Origin of the sequence: Streptomyces sp. NPDC051109 (genome assembly GCF_044455885.1) — a bacterium.
Taxonomy (GTDB): domain Bacteria; phylum Actinomycetota; class Actinomycetes; order Streptomycetales; family Streptomycetaceae; genus Streptomyces.
This window is the reverse complement of record NZ_JBITFF010000018.1, coordinates 94,412-110,079: the sequence shown is the minus strand read 5'-3', so window position 1 is coordinate 110,079 and position 15,668 is coordinate 94,412. Positions and strand designations below refer to the sequence as shown.

The window sequence follows — 15,668 nt, the reverse complement described above, 5'->3', positions numbered from 1 at the left end:
TCAGAACGCGAAGTCGACGTAGTCGATGTCGGTGAACTCCACCAGCAGGCCGCCGGCGCGGGCGCCGTTGTCCTTGAAGTAGATCTCCTGGAGCCCTTCCGCCGCGATGGCGCGGAGCTGTGCCTCGCCGGCGCCGGCCTCCTGGGCGGCGAAGAGGCGGCCCGCGTACTCCGGGGGAAGGTGCTGGGTGATCCGGCGCATGCGGCCGTCGTCGGTGGTGCCGGGGGCGGCGGTGAAGCCGAAGCGGGCGCGGGTCTCGATGACCAGGCCGGTCGTCCGGGCGGCCTTCGTACGGGCGCGTTTGCGCACCAGGGGCTGCCAGCGGCGGCGCACCTCGGACTCCAGGCGGGCGGCGAGGGCCGGCTTGGGCTGCCTGAGCTGGTCCTTGACGTAGCGCTCGACCGTGCGCTGGGAGATGCCGAGCAGGCGGGCCGCTTCGCGGGTGGACTTGAGCTGCTTGACGAGGAAACGCATCTGGGCGCCCGCCGACTTGGGGACGGGGCGGGTGAAGTGCTGTTCGTCGGCGCGGGTGAGGCTGTCGTCGATCTCGGGCATGTCCGGCTACTCTCCGTCGGCCGCGGCGTCGTGGCCCTTGATGTGGCGGGCGGGGTTGAGTCCCTGGTCGAGCATCTCGACGGCCCACAGCAGGGGCTGGGTGCCCTCGTGCTTGACCATGCCGGGGCTGACGCCGATGCGGAAGCCGCCGGGGAGCGGCTTGCCCTCGGGGGTGCGGGGGAGGAAGTCGAGGGGGCTGGGGCCGTCGGAGAGGTACACCGCGCAGTCGGAGAGGACGGCGATGGGGTGGAGTCCGGCGGCGGCGAGCGCCCGCATCTTGCGGTGCATGTTGACGCGTGCCGTAGAGATGACGGCCGCGCGGATGTCGGGGCGCCAGGTGGGGCGTTCGAGGGCCGGCCAGGGTTCGCCCGGGCGGTACGCGGCGCCCTGGGGGCGTTCGCGGAGCTTGCCGATGCCGCCCTTGACGGTGGACTTGATGGCCGAGAGGACCGGCTTCAGGACGGGGTCGGGGTGCTCTTGGAGCTCGGCCATCGCCGCGAGGAACTCGGGCTCGGGGAGCGCGGAGGTGACGCCGAGGTCCGCCATGGTGGCCACGTACGCGTCGCGCAGCCGGGTGTACCAGGCGTCGAGGTACGGGCCGTGGTCCGGGCGGAGCCAGGCCTCGGTGGGGTGGACCGGGTGGCCGAGCTCCTGGGCGTAGGCGAGGGTCGGGGTCGCGTACCAGGCCGGGCCGGCGGGCGGGTGGCCGTTGGGGGTGAAGGGGCTGGGCAGGCGCGGGTCGAGTTCGAGGGAGGAGAGGTCCGCGAGCCAGCAGCCGGGGACCTTCGGGTCGAAGCGCGGGGCCCGGGTGTGGACGGCGGGGCCGAGGCCGACGGGAAGGCGGTTGGCCGCCGCGGCGAAGGCCATGTTCACGTCGATGCCGACGGCGTGGCTGCGGGTGCACTCGGCGTCGGTGAGGAGCTGGGGGTCGCGGATCCAGTCGTACGCCTCCTCGTCGAGGACCTGGTCCGGGGTGCGCTGGTGGGCGCGGGGGTACAGGGCGGCGACGACGGGGTGCTCGTCGGGGGCCTCCGGGGGAGCCGGGTCGACGGGGCGGGTGAGGGAGCCGGCGACGGGTGCGGACTCCCAGACGTTGGTGTCGGGGTTGCGGGCGGCGCGGGTCGGCGGGCGCAGGGCCGTCATGAGTTCGAGGCCGGAGACGGCGGTGGAGCCGCGGGGGGTGAGGACGCGGGTGGCGTACGTGGTGAGCAGCGCGGCGAGTTCCGGGGCGGGGAGCTCGGCGGTGTGCTCGCCCCAGGCGCGGGCGTCGAGGGCGCCCCAGGGAAGGATCGCGAGCTGGACGCACTGGCGGCCGGTGGTGGGGGAGGCCGGCCGGTAGATGCGGGGCCAGGGACCGAAGCCGCGGCGGGTGAGCTGCCACTTGGCCTTGGTCAGGAGCTTGAGGGTGGGGTGGTCGTCCGGGAGGCGCAGGGTGCGGCGGTCTTCGAGGGTGGGGGGAAGGCCGAGCGCCTCGGCGGCGGCGGAGGTGAGGACGAGCAGGGGGTCGCCGTCCTTGCCGTTGCGGTGGAGGCGGGGGGAGCGGAGGTCGGCGTCGGGGCCGAGGGCCCAGGCGATGAGGGTGGGGAGGTCGGTGCGGGCCTTGGGGGGAAGGGGGAGGAGGAGGCCGGAGGCGGCGTGGGCCTTGTCGGTGCCGTCGAGGACGGCGAGGGGGCCGTTCCCTTCCAGGGGGGTGGGGAGGGGGGCCTTGGCCTTGGCGGGCCGCCGGGGGGCGGGGGGAGCGTTAACGGCGTTAACGCCGTTAACGGTCGGAGGCGCTGCCGCCGGTGCCGGGGGGGTGACGGCGCTCACGGTCGGAGGGGCCGGAGAGGGGGTGACGGCGTTAACGGCGTTAACGGTGGGCGGGGCCGGAAACGGAGACGGCGTCGGGGCGTTAACGGCGTTAACGGTCGGCGGGGGCGCCGGGGCAGGTGCAGGTGCAGGTGCAGGGGACGGGGCGGTGACGTCGTTAACGGCGTTAACGCCGTTAACGGTCGGGGTGGGGTGGAGGGTGGAGAGGCCCTCCAGGAGGCGGGCGTAGGCGGCGCGCTTGGGGGCGCGGGGGGCCGTACGTCCGGTCTCCCAGGACGTGACCGTTTCGCGGCGGACGGAGAGGGCCTTGGCGATCTGGTCCTGGCTCAGGCCTGCGGCTTCGCGCAGGCGCTTGCGCTCGTCCGGGTGGGGGAGCGGGTCCTGGGCGGCTTCCTCCAGCAGCGCGTCGACCGCTGCGAAGAGGCTCTCTTGTTCGTCGGGCATCGGTACCTCCGGGTGCAGCCTAGGTGAACCGCACGGTTGAACGCACATGAAACGCACGTGGGGGCGTTGACGGCATTAACGGCGTTAACGCCCCCGGCGTGGGTGTTGCCTCGGATGCCGCGCTCAGAGTCGCTGCATCAGGAGCTCGGTGACGGCCTTGAGGTCGTCCGGGGTGAGGTGGGCCGTCAGGCCGTCCGCGATCGTCTCCGGGGAGTCCGTCGCGATCGTGATCCGGGGGGCGGCGGGTGCGGGGGACCGGGTGGGTTCGGGTGCCTGCGCCTCGGTCCGACCGTTAACGGCGTTAACGGTCGGAGGGGCAGGGGCAGGGGCAGGGGCCGGGGCCGGGGCGTTAACGGCGTTAACGGCGTTAACGGTCGGCGGGGGGGTGTGCGTGCGCTGGCGCGGCGGGTTGGCGGCGTTCAGCGTCTCGTCGGCCGCCGCCTCCTGCCGCTCCTGGGGGAGGCGCCCGATCCGGCGGGCCGGCTCGACCTTGAGCTCTCCCGTGTCGACCTTCTCCTGGAGGGCCGGGGTGAGGTTGAGGAGGGTGAGGCGCTGGGAGACCCAGGCCGCCGTCTTGCCCAACCGCTTCGCGACCTGGGCCTGGGAGCCGTGGACGTCGACGAGCTCCTGGAGCGCACGGGCCTGGTCCATGGGGGCGACGTCCACGCGGTGGACGTTGGCGATCAGGGCCGATTCCAGGATGTCCGCCGCGGAGGCGGAGAGGGCGTCGTTGACATGGATGTGCATGGTCTTCAGCCCCGCCAGCTGGGCCGCCGCGAGACGGCGGTTGCCGTCGATGACCACGTACGGGGCGCGGCCCAGGCCGTCGGTCTGGCCCGGGTGGGCTTCCATGAAGGCCATGCGGGTGGCGACCGCGAGGGGCTGGAGCTGGCCGCGGGAGATCAGGGACTGGGCCAGCTCGTCGAGTTCGGTGAGGTCCTCGCGGAGGTTGAACGGGTTGTGCGCGAGCGCCTCGATCGGCACCTCGGACGGGGCCGCGATGCCGGACGTGGGAGCTCCGGTGGCCTCCGCGATCGCCGCGCGACGGGGGCTGACGCCGACCGGCTGGGCTCGTGCGAAGGATGCCGAGACCCCGAGTTTGTCGGCCTTGCTCATGAGATCTCCCTGGCGAGGGCGCGCAGGGCGATGGCCTGGTCGCCCTTGGGTGAGTAGACGAACAGCGGCTGCTTCACGCGGACGGCTTCGCGCTGTTCCTTGAGGTCGGGAACGATCGCGACGACACGCGGATCCTTTATGTCCATCCAGGCCTGGAGCGAGGAGGTCGCGATGTAGCCGCGGCGGCCGTCGTAGAGGTTGACGACGAGCCCCAGGTAGTCGATGTCCAGGCTGAGGTCGTCGCGCAGGTCGTTGATCTGGGAGGTGAGGAGGTCGTACGCGTCGGCCGACGAGTCCTCCGCCTGTACGACGATCAGCGCGCCGGAGGCGCCCGGCTGCTCGGTGTCGCGCCGGCGCCCGTAGTAGATGGCGGCGTCCATGCTGAGGCCGAGGCTCGGCGGGCAGTCGATGAGGATGACGTCGTACTCGGACTCGACGGGGGCCAGGGCGCGTTCGAGGGCGGCCTCGCGGGCGCGGACGGTGGAGAGGCGGACGTCGAGGAGGAAGGCGTCCGTGCAGGCGGGCAGGAGGTGGAGGCGGTTGCCGAAGCGCCGGTCCGGGACGGGGACGATCAGGTCGGCGAGGGGGCCCTTGGCCTCGCCGGCCATGTGGCAGGTGAGGCTGTCGCCGCCGATGGGCAGCGGCTGCTGGCCGAGCTGCTTGGTGAGGTGGCCCTGGGGGTCGAAGTCGACCAGCAGGACGCGCATGCCCAGGCCGGGGAGGTCTTCGAGGTCGAGGGGCGTGGTCTCCGGGGGCTGGTGCCCGCCCTCCCTGCCGTCCTCGCCGTCTTCGGCCGCCGAGAGGCGGGCCAGCTGGCGGGCGATGCGGACGGGGTGGAGGCTGTCCGGGTCCTCGGCGAGGGCCTCGGCGGTGCCGGCGGTGATGGCGGTCTTGCCGACGCCGCCCTTCTGGTTGCACACCACGATGCGGCGTACGACGGAGGGCCGCTTCACCGTGGGCGCCGGGTTCATCTCCAGCCAGAGGCGGACCGCTTGGGCGAGACCTTGGATGAGGGAGACGCCGCGGTCCTTGGAACCGGCGCGGAAGGACTCCCACTGGCCGGAGGGCAGCCAGGTGGAGAACGATTCGGCGCCAGAGGTGTCGACGGGGGAGGGGGCCGAGGCGAGGGCGCTCCAGTGGGCGATTCCCTGGTGGACGGCGTCCTGGATGTCCACCCGCAGTTGGGCGGTGCGGATTTTCAACTCCTGGCGGAGCCACGGGGGGAGCTTGGAGACGACCTTCTCTCGGTCGCTCTGAGACGAGGGCGAAGTCATGAGAGGGACTTTACTAACGTTCGTGGGCCGATGTGCGCGCCACGCTTGGGTTTTGCTAACGAAATGGTCCGTCGTTGCGTAGCGGAGTGGGTGTGGGACCGGGAGTCACGGGATCCGGGTACGCGACAGGGCGGCCTCGCACACGCCGTAGCGAGCACCCCCGTGGTTCACCACGGCGTGTACGAGGCCGCCCTGGATACGCCGTCAGCCGACCGCTACGGGCGGGGAGTCCGGGGCGGCGGTCAGCCCGAGTTCGGCCCGGCACTCGGGCGAGCCGGCCGGGTCGAAGCGGGGGAGGCGGCCTGCGGGGACGATGCCGGGGAGGAGGAAGTTCCACAGGTCGATGAGCCGGGTGTGCAGGTCTTCGCGGCCGGTGCGGACGTGCGAGGTGACCTGGATGCCGGTGAACGAGCCGACGAGGAGCGTCGAGAGGTCGTACAGGTCGAGCGACGGGAAGACGTCCCCGCGGTCCTGGGCCGGCTTCAGGCAGGCGAAGGCGGTGTCGATCCAGGCGTTGTACGGGGTGGGGTCGGGGTTGGTGAAGGAGCCGAACTCGATGACGAGGCGGATGGCGGCGCGGATGCGGACGTTGGAGCGCAGGCCGTGCGCCATCTGGTGGGTCAGGTCGATGACCGTCTGGAGGCCGGGTTCCTCGATGGCGGGTACGCCTTCGGAGACCTGGAACTGCTCGTCCATCAAGGTGCGGGCGAGGGCTTCCTTGGACTGGAAGTGGAAGTACAGGGCGCCCTTGGTGACTCCGGCGTGCTTGACCACGTCGCTGAGGCTGGCGGCGCCGAAGCCGAAGCGGTCGAAGGCGATGGCCGCGCCGTCGAGGATCGCCTGCCGGGTGATCTCGGCACGTTCCTGACGGGCCCTTGCCATGTGGGGGTCTCCTGGTGCTTCTCCGCTTGCGGTGTGCCGGTCGTCCTTGCCGGTGTGCGGGCCCTGACCACTGCTGCGGTGAAGGCTCGTACAAAGTTCAATTTAGTCAGGCGATGCCAAAGAAAACCAGTCGGCAAGTACTTTTCCATGGGGTGGGGTTGACGGTTTGTCGGGGACTGGGGCGGTTTTCGCTATTACGCTTTGGGAGGACGGGCCGGATTCGGGCCGCGCGACCGTTAACGGCGTTAACGCCGTCAACGCCGGTGGTGCGGACCCCTGGAAGTGCGGGGCGGTTCGTTGCCCGGGCGGGGGCTTCGGCGCAAGCCTGTGGTGGTGGGAGCGTCACGTGATCCGCTCGAAGCCGTGCTGGTGGCCGTACCCGTCGTCGTTCTCGCGTGCGGTGTGGCCGGCGCCGTGATGCGCAGACTCGGGCAGACGGCCGTGGTTGGGGAGATCCTGGTGGGGATCCTGCTCGGTCCCTCGTTGCTCGGGTGGCTCTGGCCGGCGGGGAGCCGGTGGATGCTGCCGGGCGAGGTCCTTCCGTACCTGGGGGTACTGGGGAACCTGGGGCTGCTGGTCTTCATGTTCCTGGTCGGCCTGGAGCTCGATCCCGGGCTGCTGCGGGGGCGCGGGCGGGCCGTGGCGGTGGTGAGCCAGGCGAGCGTGTGGATCCCCCTGGGGTTCGGGAGTCTGCTGGCGCTCGCGATGTACGGCACCCTCGCGCCGGAGGGGGTCGGGCGCGCCGAGTTCGTGCTGTTCGTGGCCGTCGCGATGAGCGTGACGGCCTTCCCGGTGCTGGCGCGGATCCTCAAGGACCAGGGGCTCTACGGGACGCCGGTGGGGGCGCTGGCGATGGCGTGTGCGGCGGTGGCCGACGTGGTGGCGTGGTGCCTGCTGGCGTTGGTGGTGGCGATGGCGCAGCCGCTGGGGGGCGGGGGAGGCGGCGGGTGGGGGGCCGTCGGCATGGGGGTGCTGGCCGGGGTGTTCCTGGCGGGCATGTGGTGGGGGGTGCGGCCCCTGCTGGCGTGGGGGATCGCGCGGTGGGCCCCGGATACGGAGTCCGGTGCCGGCTCCTCCTCCGGAGCCGGGGCGGTGGTGGGGCTGTGCAGTGGGCTCTGCCTGGCGGCGTACGCGACGAACGCGATCGGGGTGCACGCCCTGTTCGGGGCGTTCGTGTTCGGGGCGGTGGTGCCGAGGACGGCGGTGGTCGAGGCGGCGGCGGAGCGGATGCGCGCGTTCGCGGTGCCGGTGCTGCTGCCGTTGTTCTTCGTCGGGAGCGGGCTGAGGACGGACGTGGGGCTGCTGGGCGGCGGCGCGGTGGGGCTGTGGGCGGTGGCGGTGCTGGCGGTCGCGGTCGTCGGGAAGTGGGGCGGAGGGGCCGGGGCCGCGCTGCTGGCCGGGCAGCCGGTGCGGGACGCGGTGACGCTGGGGGCGCTGATGAACTGCCGGGGGGTGACGGAGCTGGTGGTGCTGAACGTGGGGCTCGGGCTCGGGGTGATCGGGGCGGAGCTGTTCACGGCGCTGGTGCTGATGGCTTTGGTGACGACGGCGGTGACAGGGCCCGTGGTACGGGCCCTGCGGGAGAGGGAGAGGGAGAGGGAGCGGGATCGGGAGCGGGGGGCCAAGGCCGACACGGTCGGCAGCCTTCGGCGTTAACGCCGTTAATGATCCACAAGGAGGGGCGCCGCCCGCGTCAGCGGCGTTAACGCCGTTAACGGTCCGACCATGGCTGTCCGGGTTCCGGCCGGGGTGGGCCCCGGCGTCAACGGCGTCAACGGCGTCAACGGCGTTAACGGCGTTAACGGTCCGGGATGTGGAAACGGGGAGTGCGGGAGGCGTGTGCCGGTGAGCGCGGGTGGTTCCGCAACGTCCTGAACGATGGAGACTTACGCGGACACCTCCCGGCGAACGCCGCCGAGTCGCTCGCTCACGGGGTGTGCGGGGTGGTGGCGGAGTCCAGGGCGGTGAGTGCTGCCGGCCAGGGGAAGTGGGGCGGGGCGTCGGGGCCGGCCGGGCCGGGGACGAAGCCGCCCTCGCCGTAGAGGACGGTGACGCCGGCGCCGCGCAGGGTGGCCAGGGACTGGTCGAACTGCGGGTGGGCGGCGAGGGCGGCGTTCATGCAGGGCATGGTGACCACGGGAGTGCCCTTGCCGATCGCCTCGGCGGCGACGCCGGCGGCGAAGCGGTCGGTCAGGCCGAGGGCCCAGGCGTTGAGGGAGTTGAAGGTGGCCGGGGCGAAGAGCAGGGCGTCGGCGGGCGGCCATACGTCTGGCTCGCCCGGGAGTTTGTACTGCCAGCGCACGGGATGGCCGGTCAGGGCGGCCAGGCCGTCGAGGCTTCCTGAGAGCCAGTGCGCGGCGGTGGGCGTGAGGCCGAGGCAGACGTCCCAGCCGCGGGACTGCGCGTCCTCGATCACGTGGGCCACGTCGAAGACGGGCGGGGCGGCGGAACAGAGCAGGTAGAGAGTCCTCGTGGGGGTCATACCGACATGTGATCACATTGCTTGATCTCGGCCCTAGTTGAGGGGCTGTGATCGGCCACTTTGCGCGGAGCGCGAGTGTTTTCGTCGTGCGGCGATGAGTTCCGCTCCCCGGTGGGGTCTACCCCTGGACAGAGGATGACATCCGATACGACAGGAGCACGTCGAGATGAGCGAGCCGGTCAAGGGCCCTGCCAGTTACTTCCCTTCGATCGAGAAGAAGTACGGGCGCCCCGTCGCGGAGTGGAAGGACTTGATCCGGTCCTCGCCGCTGTCCAAGCACATGGAACTCGTCTCCTGGCTCAAGGCCGAGCACGGAGTGGGGCACGGTCACGCCAACGCCCTCGTCGCGCACACCCTCGCCGAGGACGCGGGACGGGCCTGATCCGCGTCTGGACGCTCGCGTATGGAGTTGAGCTTTTCGGCGATGTCGCGTCTCGCCGGAGCGGGCTTGACTTGAGCCATGACACGGACACACGCATCTACGGATCATCCGGCTGCCGCCCTCCTCATCGGGGGGAACGGCAAGACCGGGCGGCGGGTAGCGGAAAAGCTCCGGGCCCAGGGACGTCCCGTGCGGATCGGATCGCGGACCGGGGCCCCCGCCTTCGACTGGAACGTACCCGGGACCTGGGGACCGGCACTGGAGGGCGTCGACCGGGTGTACGTGACCTACCACCCGGACCTCGGCTTTCCCGGGGCCGCCGAGCAGGTCGGGGCGTTCTCGGAGGCGGCCGTGGCCGCCGGGGCGGGCCGGCTGGTCCTGCTGTCCGGCCGGGGCGAGGAGGCCGCTCGGCGTGCGGAGGAGCGCCTGAAGGCGTCCGGCGCCGAGTGGACGGTCGTCAGGGCCAGCTGGTTCAACCAGAACTTCGACGAGGACTTCTTCCTGGAGCCCGTACGGGCCGGGGAGATCGCCCTGCCGACGGCGGACGCAGTCGAGGCCTTCATCGACACCGACGACATCGCCGACGTGGTGGTGGCCGCGCTCACCGACGACCGGCACGTCGGTCGGACGTACGAGCTGTCCGGGCCGCGGCTGATCAGCTTCGCCGACGTCGCCGCCGAGCTGTCGAAGGCGACGGGGCGCGAGATCGCGTATGTACCCGTCTCGGACGCGGAGTACCGGGCGGTGCTCCGCGCGAACGGCCTGCCGCAGGAGTTCGCCGACCTGTTCGCGCAGATCCTCGACGGGCGCAACGCGCACCTGGTGCACGGGGTGGAGGAGGTGCTCGGCCGGAAGCCGAAGGACTTCGCCGACTACGCGCGCGAGGCGGCGGCGAGCGGTGTCTGGGAGGTTTGAGTCTCCGGCACGGGCCGGGCTCGCGGGGGAGGATGGGGCCATGGACACGCTGACCGGTCTCCTCGAAGGCCCCAAGGCCCGGGGTGCCTTCCTCCTCAAGACCGTCTTCAACCCGCCCTGGGCGGTACGGATCGAGGACCGGGCCCCGCTGTCGGTGGCCACGATGGTGCACGGAGCGAGCTGGCTGCTCCCCGAAGGCGGCGAACCGGTACGGATCGGCCCCGGGGACGTGGCCGTCATACGGGGACCGGAGCCGTACACGATCGCCGACTCCCCGGACACGCCGGTGCAGATCAGTGTGGACCCGGACCAGCGGTGCAGCACCGAGGGGGGCGAGGACGTCACCGAGAGCATGGCGCTGGGCGTGCGCACGTGGGGCGCGGAGTTCCGGCAGCCCGGGTCGGCGGTGATGCTGAGCGGCACGTACCAGGCGCCCAACGAGATCGGCCGCCGGCTGCTGGGCGCGCTGCCGACGGTCGTGGTCCGGTCGGCGGCGGCCGCGGACGCCACGCTGATCGGGCTGCTCGCCTCGGAGATCTCCCGGGACGAGCCGGGCCAGGAGCTGGTCCTGGACCGGCTGTTGGACCTGCTGCTGATCGGGGTGCTGCGCACGTGGCTCGCGGATCCCGGCTCGGGGGCGCCGGGCTGGTACCGGGCGCAGGGCGATCCGGTGGTCGGCCGGGCGCTGCGGCTGCTGCACGAGAACCCGGCCCACGGCTGGAGCGTGGAGGAGCTCGCCCACAAGGCCGGGGTCTCGCGGGCCTCGCTGGCGCGGCGGTTCACGGAGCTGGTGGGGGAGCCGCCGATGGCGTACCTGACGGGGTGGCGGCTGGCGCTGGCCGCCGATCTGCTGCGGGAGCCGGACGCCACGGTGGCGACGGTGGCCCGGCGGGTGGGGTACGGGTCGGCGTTCGCGCTGTCGACGGCCTTCAAGCGGGTGCGGGGCGTGAGTCCGCAGGAGTTCCGTACGGGGGCGGCGGCCGCGCCGGCCCGGTCGGCGGACGCCGTCGCCGCCGGGCCTTCGCGCACGGTGGTCCTGCCGGGTACGGCTCAAGCCGGCGGGAGGTCCAGTACCGCTACGGTCTGGCCGCCGCTCAGCTCGCCGGTGAGCCGGAAGCCCAGGCCCAGGTAGAACGGCTCGGGCGTGCCGGGGCCGGGCTCCCATGTCACGTACGCCCGGTCGGCGCCGCGGCGGCGGAGCTCGGCGGTGACGGCCTGCACCGCGAAGCGGCCGTAGCCCTTGGCCTGGTGGGCGGCGGAGACGTTCAGGCGCCAGATGCCCGAGCGGATGTCGGCCGGGTCGCGCTCCGGGTCCCAGGCGATGTCGACGAAGGCCATGACGAAGCCGACCACCTCGTCGCCGTCGACGACGGCTCGCGCCCACGCGGTGTCCCCGTGGACGTAGGCCTCGGCGAGGGACTTGACGACGGGGGAGACCAGATGGTCCTGGTCGGGCCGTACCCGGACCGCGCACACCGCATCGAAGTTGGCTGCGGTGACCGGCTCCAGGCGGAGTGCGGAGGTGCTCATGGCCGCACCCTAACCGAGGGCGCGTCCCGCGCGGACGGCGGATGTTCCGAGAGGGAACCGACAGCGGAGAAAAGGAGCTTCACATGCGGACGGACATCGCCGCCGACGGCGGCAGCCGGATCGCCACCGCCCTGCTCATGGTCTCGACCGTGCTCGTGGGCCTGATGGCGGGCCTCTTCTTCGCCTTCGACGTCTCGGTGATGCCGGGGCTGGCGCGCGGCGACGACCGGACGTACGTCACCGCGATGCAGAACATCAACGCGGTCATCGACGGCAACGCGCTGTTCGGCGCGGTCTTCGTGGTGGCCCCGCTCGCCGCCGTCGCCTCGGCGGCCGTGGAACTGCGCAGGGGGCGGCGCGGGGTCGCGGTGTGGGTGGGGGCGGCGGCCGTGCTGTACCTCCTCGTCCTGGTGATCACCTTCACCGTGAACATCCCGCTGAACAACGACCTCGCGGACGCGGGCGACGCGGCCCGGATCGCCGACTCCTCGATCGTGGACCGGTTCAAGGGCACCTGGGTCGCCGCGAACATCGTGCGTACGCTCTGCTGTACGGCGGCGCTGACCGCCCTCGTCCGGGCGCTGGTGCTGTACGGGCGGGGCCACCGCCCGGTGACGGAGCCGCAGGGACCGCGCGTCAGAGGCGGCCACTGAGGACCAGGGCCCAGGCCAGGCAGCCGAGGGCGATCGTGCACAGCAGCGTCCGCCAGTGGTTGGCCCGCACCCAGCGGGACTCGAAGGCCCGGCGGACGGCGGCCGGGTCGGCGATGCGCTCGACGGGGCCGGCCCGGTCCAGGGCGTTGTTGAGCGGGACGTTGACCCGGCCCGTCACCGCGAGCTGGAGGACGTACGCGACGAGCGCGGCGATCAGCGGCGGCGCCACGGAGCCCGCGCCCGAGGCGAGGTGCAGGACCAGCGCGAGGGCCGTCAGCAGCAGGGAGCCGAGGAAGACGGTCATGAACAGGCCGTTGACGATGGCGACGTTGACGCGCTGCATCACCAGGATGAGCGTACTGTCGTCCGAGCGCCGCAGCGCCGGCATCACGGACACGTCGAAGGCGAAGAACAGGCCCGCCGTCAGGCCCACGAGCACGGTCGCGGCGACGAGTACGACGAGTCGTGCGGTGTCCACGTCCTGTGCCCCCTGCTGAATCGGATCGGCTGCGCGCGGTCGTCCACGGGTCAGCCGATCGTAGGGGCACCCGGGGTGTCCGGGGTGGAGGGCGCTTCGGAAAAGTGCGCGTGTGCGTACAGACTCCGCCCGGAAGCGACCGGTGCTCGCGGACCTGATGGCACCATGCACGTGCCGTCGTCTACGCACCCGCACTCCCCGGAGGACACACGTGAAGGACTCGAAGGACACGCTGGAAGCACTGCGGGCCGAGATCGAGCGCCGCAACCCCGCGCAGCCGGAGTTCCACCAGGCGGTGCGGGAGGTCCTGGAGACCCTGGCGCCCGTCTTCGCCGCGCGGCCCGAGTACGCGGATCCGGCGGTGGCCCTGGTGGAGCGGCTGACGGAGCCGGAGCGGCAGATCGTGTTCCGGGTGCCGTGGCAGGACGACCGGGGCCGGGTCCACGTCAACCGCGGCTACCGCGTCGAGTTCAACAGTGCGCTGGGCCCGTACAAGGGCGGTCTCCGCTTCCACCCCTCCGTGGACATCGGGGTGGTGAAGTTCCTGGGCTTCGAGCAGATCTTCAAGAACGCGCTGACGGGGCTGGGGATCGGCGGCGGCAAGGGCGGCAGCGACTTCGACCCGCGCGGCCGCTCGGACGCCGAGGTCATGCGGTTCTGCCAGTCGTTCATGACCGAGCTGCACCGGCACATCGGTGAGCACACCGACGTGCCCGCGGGTGACATCGGCGTCGGCGGCCGTGAGATCGGCTACCTGTTCGGCCAGTACCGGCGCATCACCAACCGCTGGGAGGCCGGCGTGCTGACCGGCAAGGGGGCCGGCTGGGGCGGCTCCGCGATCCGGCCGCAGGCCACCGGCTACGGCAGCGTCCTGTTCGCCGCCGAGATGCTGAAGGTACGGGGCGAGTCGCTGGACGGCCTGTCGGCGGTGGTCTCCGGCTCGGGCAATGTCGCGCTGTACACGATCGAGAAGCTCCAGCAGCTCGGTGCGAACCCGCTGACCTGCTCGGACTCCCAGGGCTACGTCGTCGACGACAAGGGCATCGACCTCGCGCTGCTGAAGCAGGTCAAGGAGGTCGAGCGCGGGCGGGTGAGCGAGTACGCGCAGCGGCGCGGCTCCTCGGCGCGGTACGTGCGGGGCGGGCGGGTCTGGGAGGTCCCGGCGGACGTGGCCTTCCCGTCCGCCACGCACAACGAACTGGACGGCCAGGACGCCCGTACGCTCATCGCGAGCGGCGTCAAGGCGGTCTCCGAGGGCGCCAACATGCCCACCACCCCGCAGGCGGTACGGATCCTGCAGGAGGCCGGGGTAGCGTTCGGGCCCGGCAAGGCCGCCAACGCGGGCGGGGTCGCCGTCAGCGCCCTGGAGATGAGCCAGAACGCCGCCCGCACCGCCTGGAGCGCGCAGCGCGTGGAGGACGAACTCGCGGGCATCATGCGCTCGATCCACGCGGTGGCGTACGAGACCGCCGAGCGGTACGGGGCGCCGGGCGACTACGTGACGGGCGCCAACATCGCCGGTTTCGAGCGGGTCGCCGACGCGATGCTCGCCCAGGGCGTCATCTGAGCGACGGGCCGACACGCGGGCGGTGGGTCCGGGGCTCCGGCTCCGGACGCCGCTCCCCGAGCCCCTGTGGGGCAGCTGGGCCGTAGCCTGGGGCCGAGCTGCCGGAGTGACCACCGAGGGGGACGTGACCGTGCTGACGGCGTTGGACGGGGTGTACGGGGATCGGAAGGACGCGGTCTCCGTCGCGGGGCGGAGCGCCTCGTACGAGGAACTGCTGGGTGCGGCGCGGGCGGTGGCCGCCGACGTGGCCGGGGCGAAGTCCTTCGCGGTGACCGCGACGGCCTCCCTGGAGACCGTCGCCGCCGCGGTCGGGGGGCTGCTGGCCGGGGTGCCGTTCGTACCGCTGCCGCCCGACGCCGGGCCCGCGGAGCGCGAGCACATCCTGCGGGACTCCGGGGCCGAGGTCGTGGAGGTGGACTTCGCCCGGCGCTCCGACTGGACCGGGCGCGCGGCCGCGCCCGAGGACCCGGCGCTGGTGCTGTACACCTCCGGGACCACGGGTGCGCCCAAGGGCGTGGTCCTGACCGGCGCGGCCCTCGCCGCCGACCTCGACGCGCTGGCCGGCGCCTGGCAGTGGAGCGCCGAGGACACCCTCGTGCACGGGCTGCCCCTCTTCCACGTGCACGGGCTCGTGCTCGGCGTGCTCGGGGCCCTGCGCACCGGCAGCCGCCTCGTGCACACCGGGCGCCCGACGCCGCAGGCGTACGCGGACTCGGGCGGAAGCCTGTACTTCGGGGTGCCGACCGTGTGGTCCCGCATCGCCGCGGACCCGGAGGCCGCGGGCGCGCTGTCCGGGGCCCGGCTGCTGGTCTCGGGCAGCGCGGCGCTGCCCGCGCCCGTGTTCCGGGACCTGGAGCGGCTGACCGGGCTGCGGCCGGTGGAGCGGTACGGGATGACGGAGACGCTGATCACGGTCAGCGGGCGGGCGGGCGGCGAGGTCCGGCCCGGTACGGTCGGCACCCCGCTGCCGGGGATCCGTACGCGCATCGCGGCCGAGCCGGGCGCCGGGATCGGGGAACTCCAGCTGACCGGCCCGACGCTGTTCGCCGGCTACCTGGGCCGCCCGGAGGCCACGGCGGCCGCGTACACCGAGGACGGGTGGTTCCGTACGGGCGACATCGCGGCCGTGGACGAGGCGGACGGCGTGCACCGGATCGTGGGGCGGGCCTCCATCGACATGATCAAGACGGGCGGGTACCGGGTCGGCGCCGGCGAGATCGAGAACGCGCTGCTGGACCATCCCGCGGTGAGCGAGGCGGCGGTGGTGGGGGTCCCGGACGCGGACCTGGGGCAGCGGATCGTGGCGTTCGTGGTGGCGCAGGGAGTGACGGGGGAGGACCTCACGGACTTCGTCGCCGCGCACCTGTCCGCGCACAAGCGGCCGCGGGAGGTGCGGTTCGTGGCGGCCATCCCGCGCAACGCGATGGGCAAGCCGCAGAAGAAGCTGCTGCTGACGGGGGAGTACGGACCGCAGGCGGGCTGAGGGGACGGTAGCGCCATGTGGCGCCATGTGGCGCCACGTGACGCCATTCGGTGCCACATGGCGCCCCCATAAGTGCGTCTGTGGGTGCTGGATCCTTC

Annotated in this window: 15 protein-coding genes; 7 read left to right on the top strand and 8 right to left on the bottom strand. The window is 72.6% G+C overall.

Features of this window, described 5'->3' with window-relative positions:
- The 5 genes from tpg to ACIBAD_RS28140 all read right to left on the bottom strand — a co-directional run bounded on the left by tpg (position 1) and on the right by ACIBAD_RS28140 (position 6,080).
- Positions 1-555: a telomere-protecting terminal protein Tpg gene (gene tpg, locus ACIBAD_RS28160; protein ID WP_134076349.1), complete on the bottom strand. Its 555-nt coding sequence runs from the start codon at positions 553-555 to the stop codon at positions 1-3.
- A gap of 6 nt (positions 556-561) precedes the next feature.
- Complete coding sequence (tap, locus tag ACIBAD_RS28155) at positions 562-2,808, bottom strand: telomere-associated protein Tap (RefSeq protein WP_398909324.1); 2,247 nt, start codon at positions 2,806-2,808, stop codon at positions 562-564.
- A gap of 123 nt (positions 2,809-2,931) precedes the next feature.
- The gene (locus tag ACIBAD_RS28150; RefSeq protein WP_398909322.1) at positions 2,932-3,924 is read right to left on the bottom strand and encodes a ParB/RepB/Spo0J family partition protein; all 993 of its coding nucleotides are present in this window, start codon (positions 3,922-3,924) and stop codon (positions 2,932-2,934) included.
- Complete coding sequence (locus ACIBAD_RS28145; protein ID WP_134076346.1) at positions 3,921-5,198, bottom strand: ParA family protein; 1,278 nt, start codon at positions 5,196-5,198, stop codon at positions 3,921-3,923. The genes ACIBAD_RS28150 and ACIBAD_RS28145 overlap by 4 nt, the downstream gene beginning before the upstream one ends.
- 204 nt (positions 5,199-5,402) lie before the next feature.
- Positions 5,403-6,080: a ScbR family autoregulator-binding transcription factor gene (locus ACIBAD_RS28140; protein WP_134076345.1), complete on the bottom strand. Its 678-nt coding sequence runs from the start codon at positions 6,078-6,080 to the stop codon at positions 5,403-5,405.
- Positions 6,081-6,413: 333 nt separating this feature from the next.
- On the opposite strand from ACIBAD_RS28140, the gene ACIBAD_RS28135 reads away from it, so the two are divergent.
- Entirely contained in the window at positions 6,414-7,736 is a 1,323-nt protein-coding gene (locus ACIBAD_RS28135) for a cation:proton antiporter (RefSeq protein ID WP_398909320.1), read from the top strand.
- Between the two features lie 271 nt (positions 7,737-8,007).
- Here the strand turns inward: ACIBAD_RS28135 and ACIBAD_RS28130 are convergent, their stop codons facing one another.
- Positions 8,008-8,562 carry a flavoprotein gene (locus ACIBAD_RS28130; RefSeq protein ID WP_398909318.1) on the bottom strand — a complete coding sequence of 185 codons (555 nt, stop codon included), beginning with the start codon at positions 8,560-8,562 and terminating at the stop codon, positions 8,008-8,010.
- Between the two features lie 166 nt (positions 8,563-8,728).
- On the opposite strand from ACIBAD_RS28130, the gene ACIBAD_RS28125 reads away from it, so the two are divergent.
- The 3 genes from ACIBAD_RS28125 (at position 8,729) to ACIBAD_RS28115 (ending at position 10,991) form a co-directional block, all read left to right on the top strand.
- Entirely contained in the window at positions 8,729-8,944 is a 216-nt protein-coding gene (locus tag ACIBAD_RS28125) for a DUF4287 domain-containing protein (protein WP_134076342.1), read from the top strand.
- A gap of 78 nt (positions 8,945-9,022) precedes the next feature.
- Complete coding sequence (locus ACIBAD_RS28120) at positions 9,023-9,859, top strand: NAD(P)H-binding protein (protein ID WP_134076341.1); 837 nt, start codon at positions 9,023-9,025, stop codon at positions 9,857-9,859.
- Between the two features lie 40 nt (positions 9,860-9,899).
- Positions 9,900-10,991: an AraC family transcriptional regulator gene (locus ACIBAD_RS28115; RefSeq protein WP_398909316.1), complete on the top strand. Its 1,092-nt coding sequence runs from the start codon at positions 9,900-9,902 to the stop codon at positions 10,989-10,991.
- On the opposite strand, the gene ACIBAD_RS28110 is transcribed toward ACIBAD_RS28115, so the two are convergent.
- A complete protein-coding gene (locus ACIBAD_RS28110; RefSeq protein WP_134076339.1) occupies positions 10,910-11,389 on the bottom strand; it encodes a GNAT family N-acetyltransferase in 480 nt (159 codons plus the stop codon). The genes ACIBAD_RS28115 and ACIBAD_RS28110 overlap by 82 nt on opposite strands.
- 83 nt (positions 11,390-11,472) lie before the next feature.
- Between ACIBAD_RS28110 and ACIBAD_RS28105 the strand changes: the two genes are divergently transcribed.
- Positions 11,473-12,042, top strand: a complete 570-nt coding sequence (locus ACIBAD_RS28105) for a DUF1772 domain-containing protein (RefSeq protein ID WP_398909313.1) — start codon at positions 11,473-11,475, stop codon at positions 12,040-12,042.
- On the opposite strand, the gene ACIBAD_RS28100 is transcribed toward ACIBAD_RS28105, so the two are convergent.
- A complete protein-coding gene (locus ACIBAD_RS28100; RefSeq protein ID WP_134076337.1) occupies positions 12,026-12,520 on the bottom strand; it encodes an anthrone oxygenase family protein in 495 nt (164 codons plus the stop codon). The genes ACIBAD_RS28105 and ACIBAD_RS28100 overlap by 17 nt on opposite strands.
- A gap of 211 nt (positions 12,521-12,731) precedes the next feature.
- Between ACIBAD_RS28100 and gdhA the strand changes: the two genes are divergently transcribed.
- Both gdhA and ACIBAD_RS28090 read left to right on the top strand, forming a co-directional pair.
- Positions 12,732-14,087, top strand: coding sequence for an NADP-specific glutamate dehydrogenase (gene gdhA / locus ACIBAD_RS28095; RefSeq protein WP_398909311.1), 1,356 nt, complete (start codon positions 12,732-12,734; stop codon positions 14,085-14,087).
- A gap of 130 nt (positions 14,088-14,217) precedes the next feature.
- On the top strand, positions 14,218-15,570 hold the full coding sequence (locus ACIBAD_RS28090) for an AMP-binding protein (RefSeq protein ID WP_208329184.1): 1,353 nt from the start codon (positions 14,218-14,220) through the stop codon (positions 15,568-15,570).
- Positions 15,571-15,668: the final 98 nt, after the last annotated feature.

Excerpts from the sequence above, each read along its gene's own strand:
- ACIBAD_RS28115 (WP_398909316.1), top strand. The coding sequence starts at position 9,900 with ATGGACACGCTGACCGGTCTCCTCGAAGGCCCCAAGGCCCGGGGTGCC.
- ACIBAD_RS28110 (WP_134076339.1), bottom strand. The coding sequence starts at position 11,389 with ATGAGCACCTCCGCACTCCGCCTGGAGCCGGTCACCGCAGCCAACTTC.
- ACIBAD_RS28130 (WP_398909318.1), bottom strand. The coding sequence starts at position 8,562 with ATGACCCCCACGAGGACTCTCTACCTGCTCTGTTCCGCCGCCCCGCCC.
- ACIBAD_RS28140 (WP_134076345.1), bottom strand. The coding sequence starts at position 6,080 with ATGGCAAGGGCCCGTCAGGAACGTGCCGAGATCACCCGGCAGGCGATC.
- ACIBAD_RS28125 (WP_134076342.1), top strand. The coding sequence starts at position 8,729 with ATGAGCGAGCCGGTCAAGGGCCCTGCCAGTTACTTCCCTTCGATCGAG.
- ACIBAD_RS28150 (WP_398909322.1), bottom strand. The coding sequence starts at position 3,924 with ATGAGCAAGGCCGACAAACTCGGGGTCTCGGCATCCTTCGCACGAGCC.
- tap (WP_398909324.1), bottom strand. The coding sequence starts at position 2,808 with ATGCCCGACGAACAAGAGAGCCTCTTCGCAGCGGTCGACGCGCTGCTG.
- ACIBAD_RS28120 (WP_134076341.1), top strand. The coding sequence starts at position 9,023 with ATGACACGGACACACGCATCTACGGATCATCCGGCTGCCGCCCTCCTC.
- tpg (WP_134076349.1), bottom strand. The coding sequence starts at position 555 with ATGCCCGAGATCGACGACAGCCTCACCCGCGCCGACGAACAGCACTTC.
- ACIBAD_RS28145 (WP_134076346.1), bottom strand. The coding sequence starts at position 5,198 with ATGACTTCGCCCTCGTCTCAGAGCGACCGAGAGAAGGTCGTCTCCAAG.
- ACIBAD_RS28105 (WP_398909313.1), top strand. The coding sequence starts at position 11,473 with ATGCGGACGGACATCGCCGCCGACGGCGGCAGCCGGATCGCCACCGCC.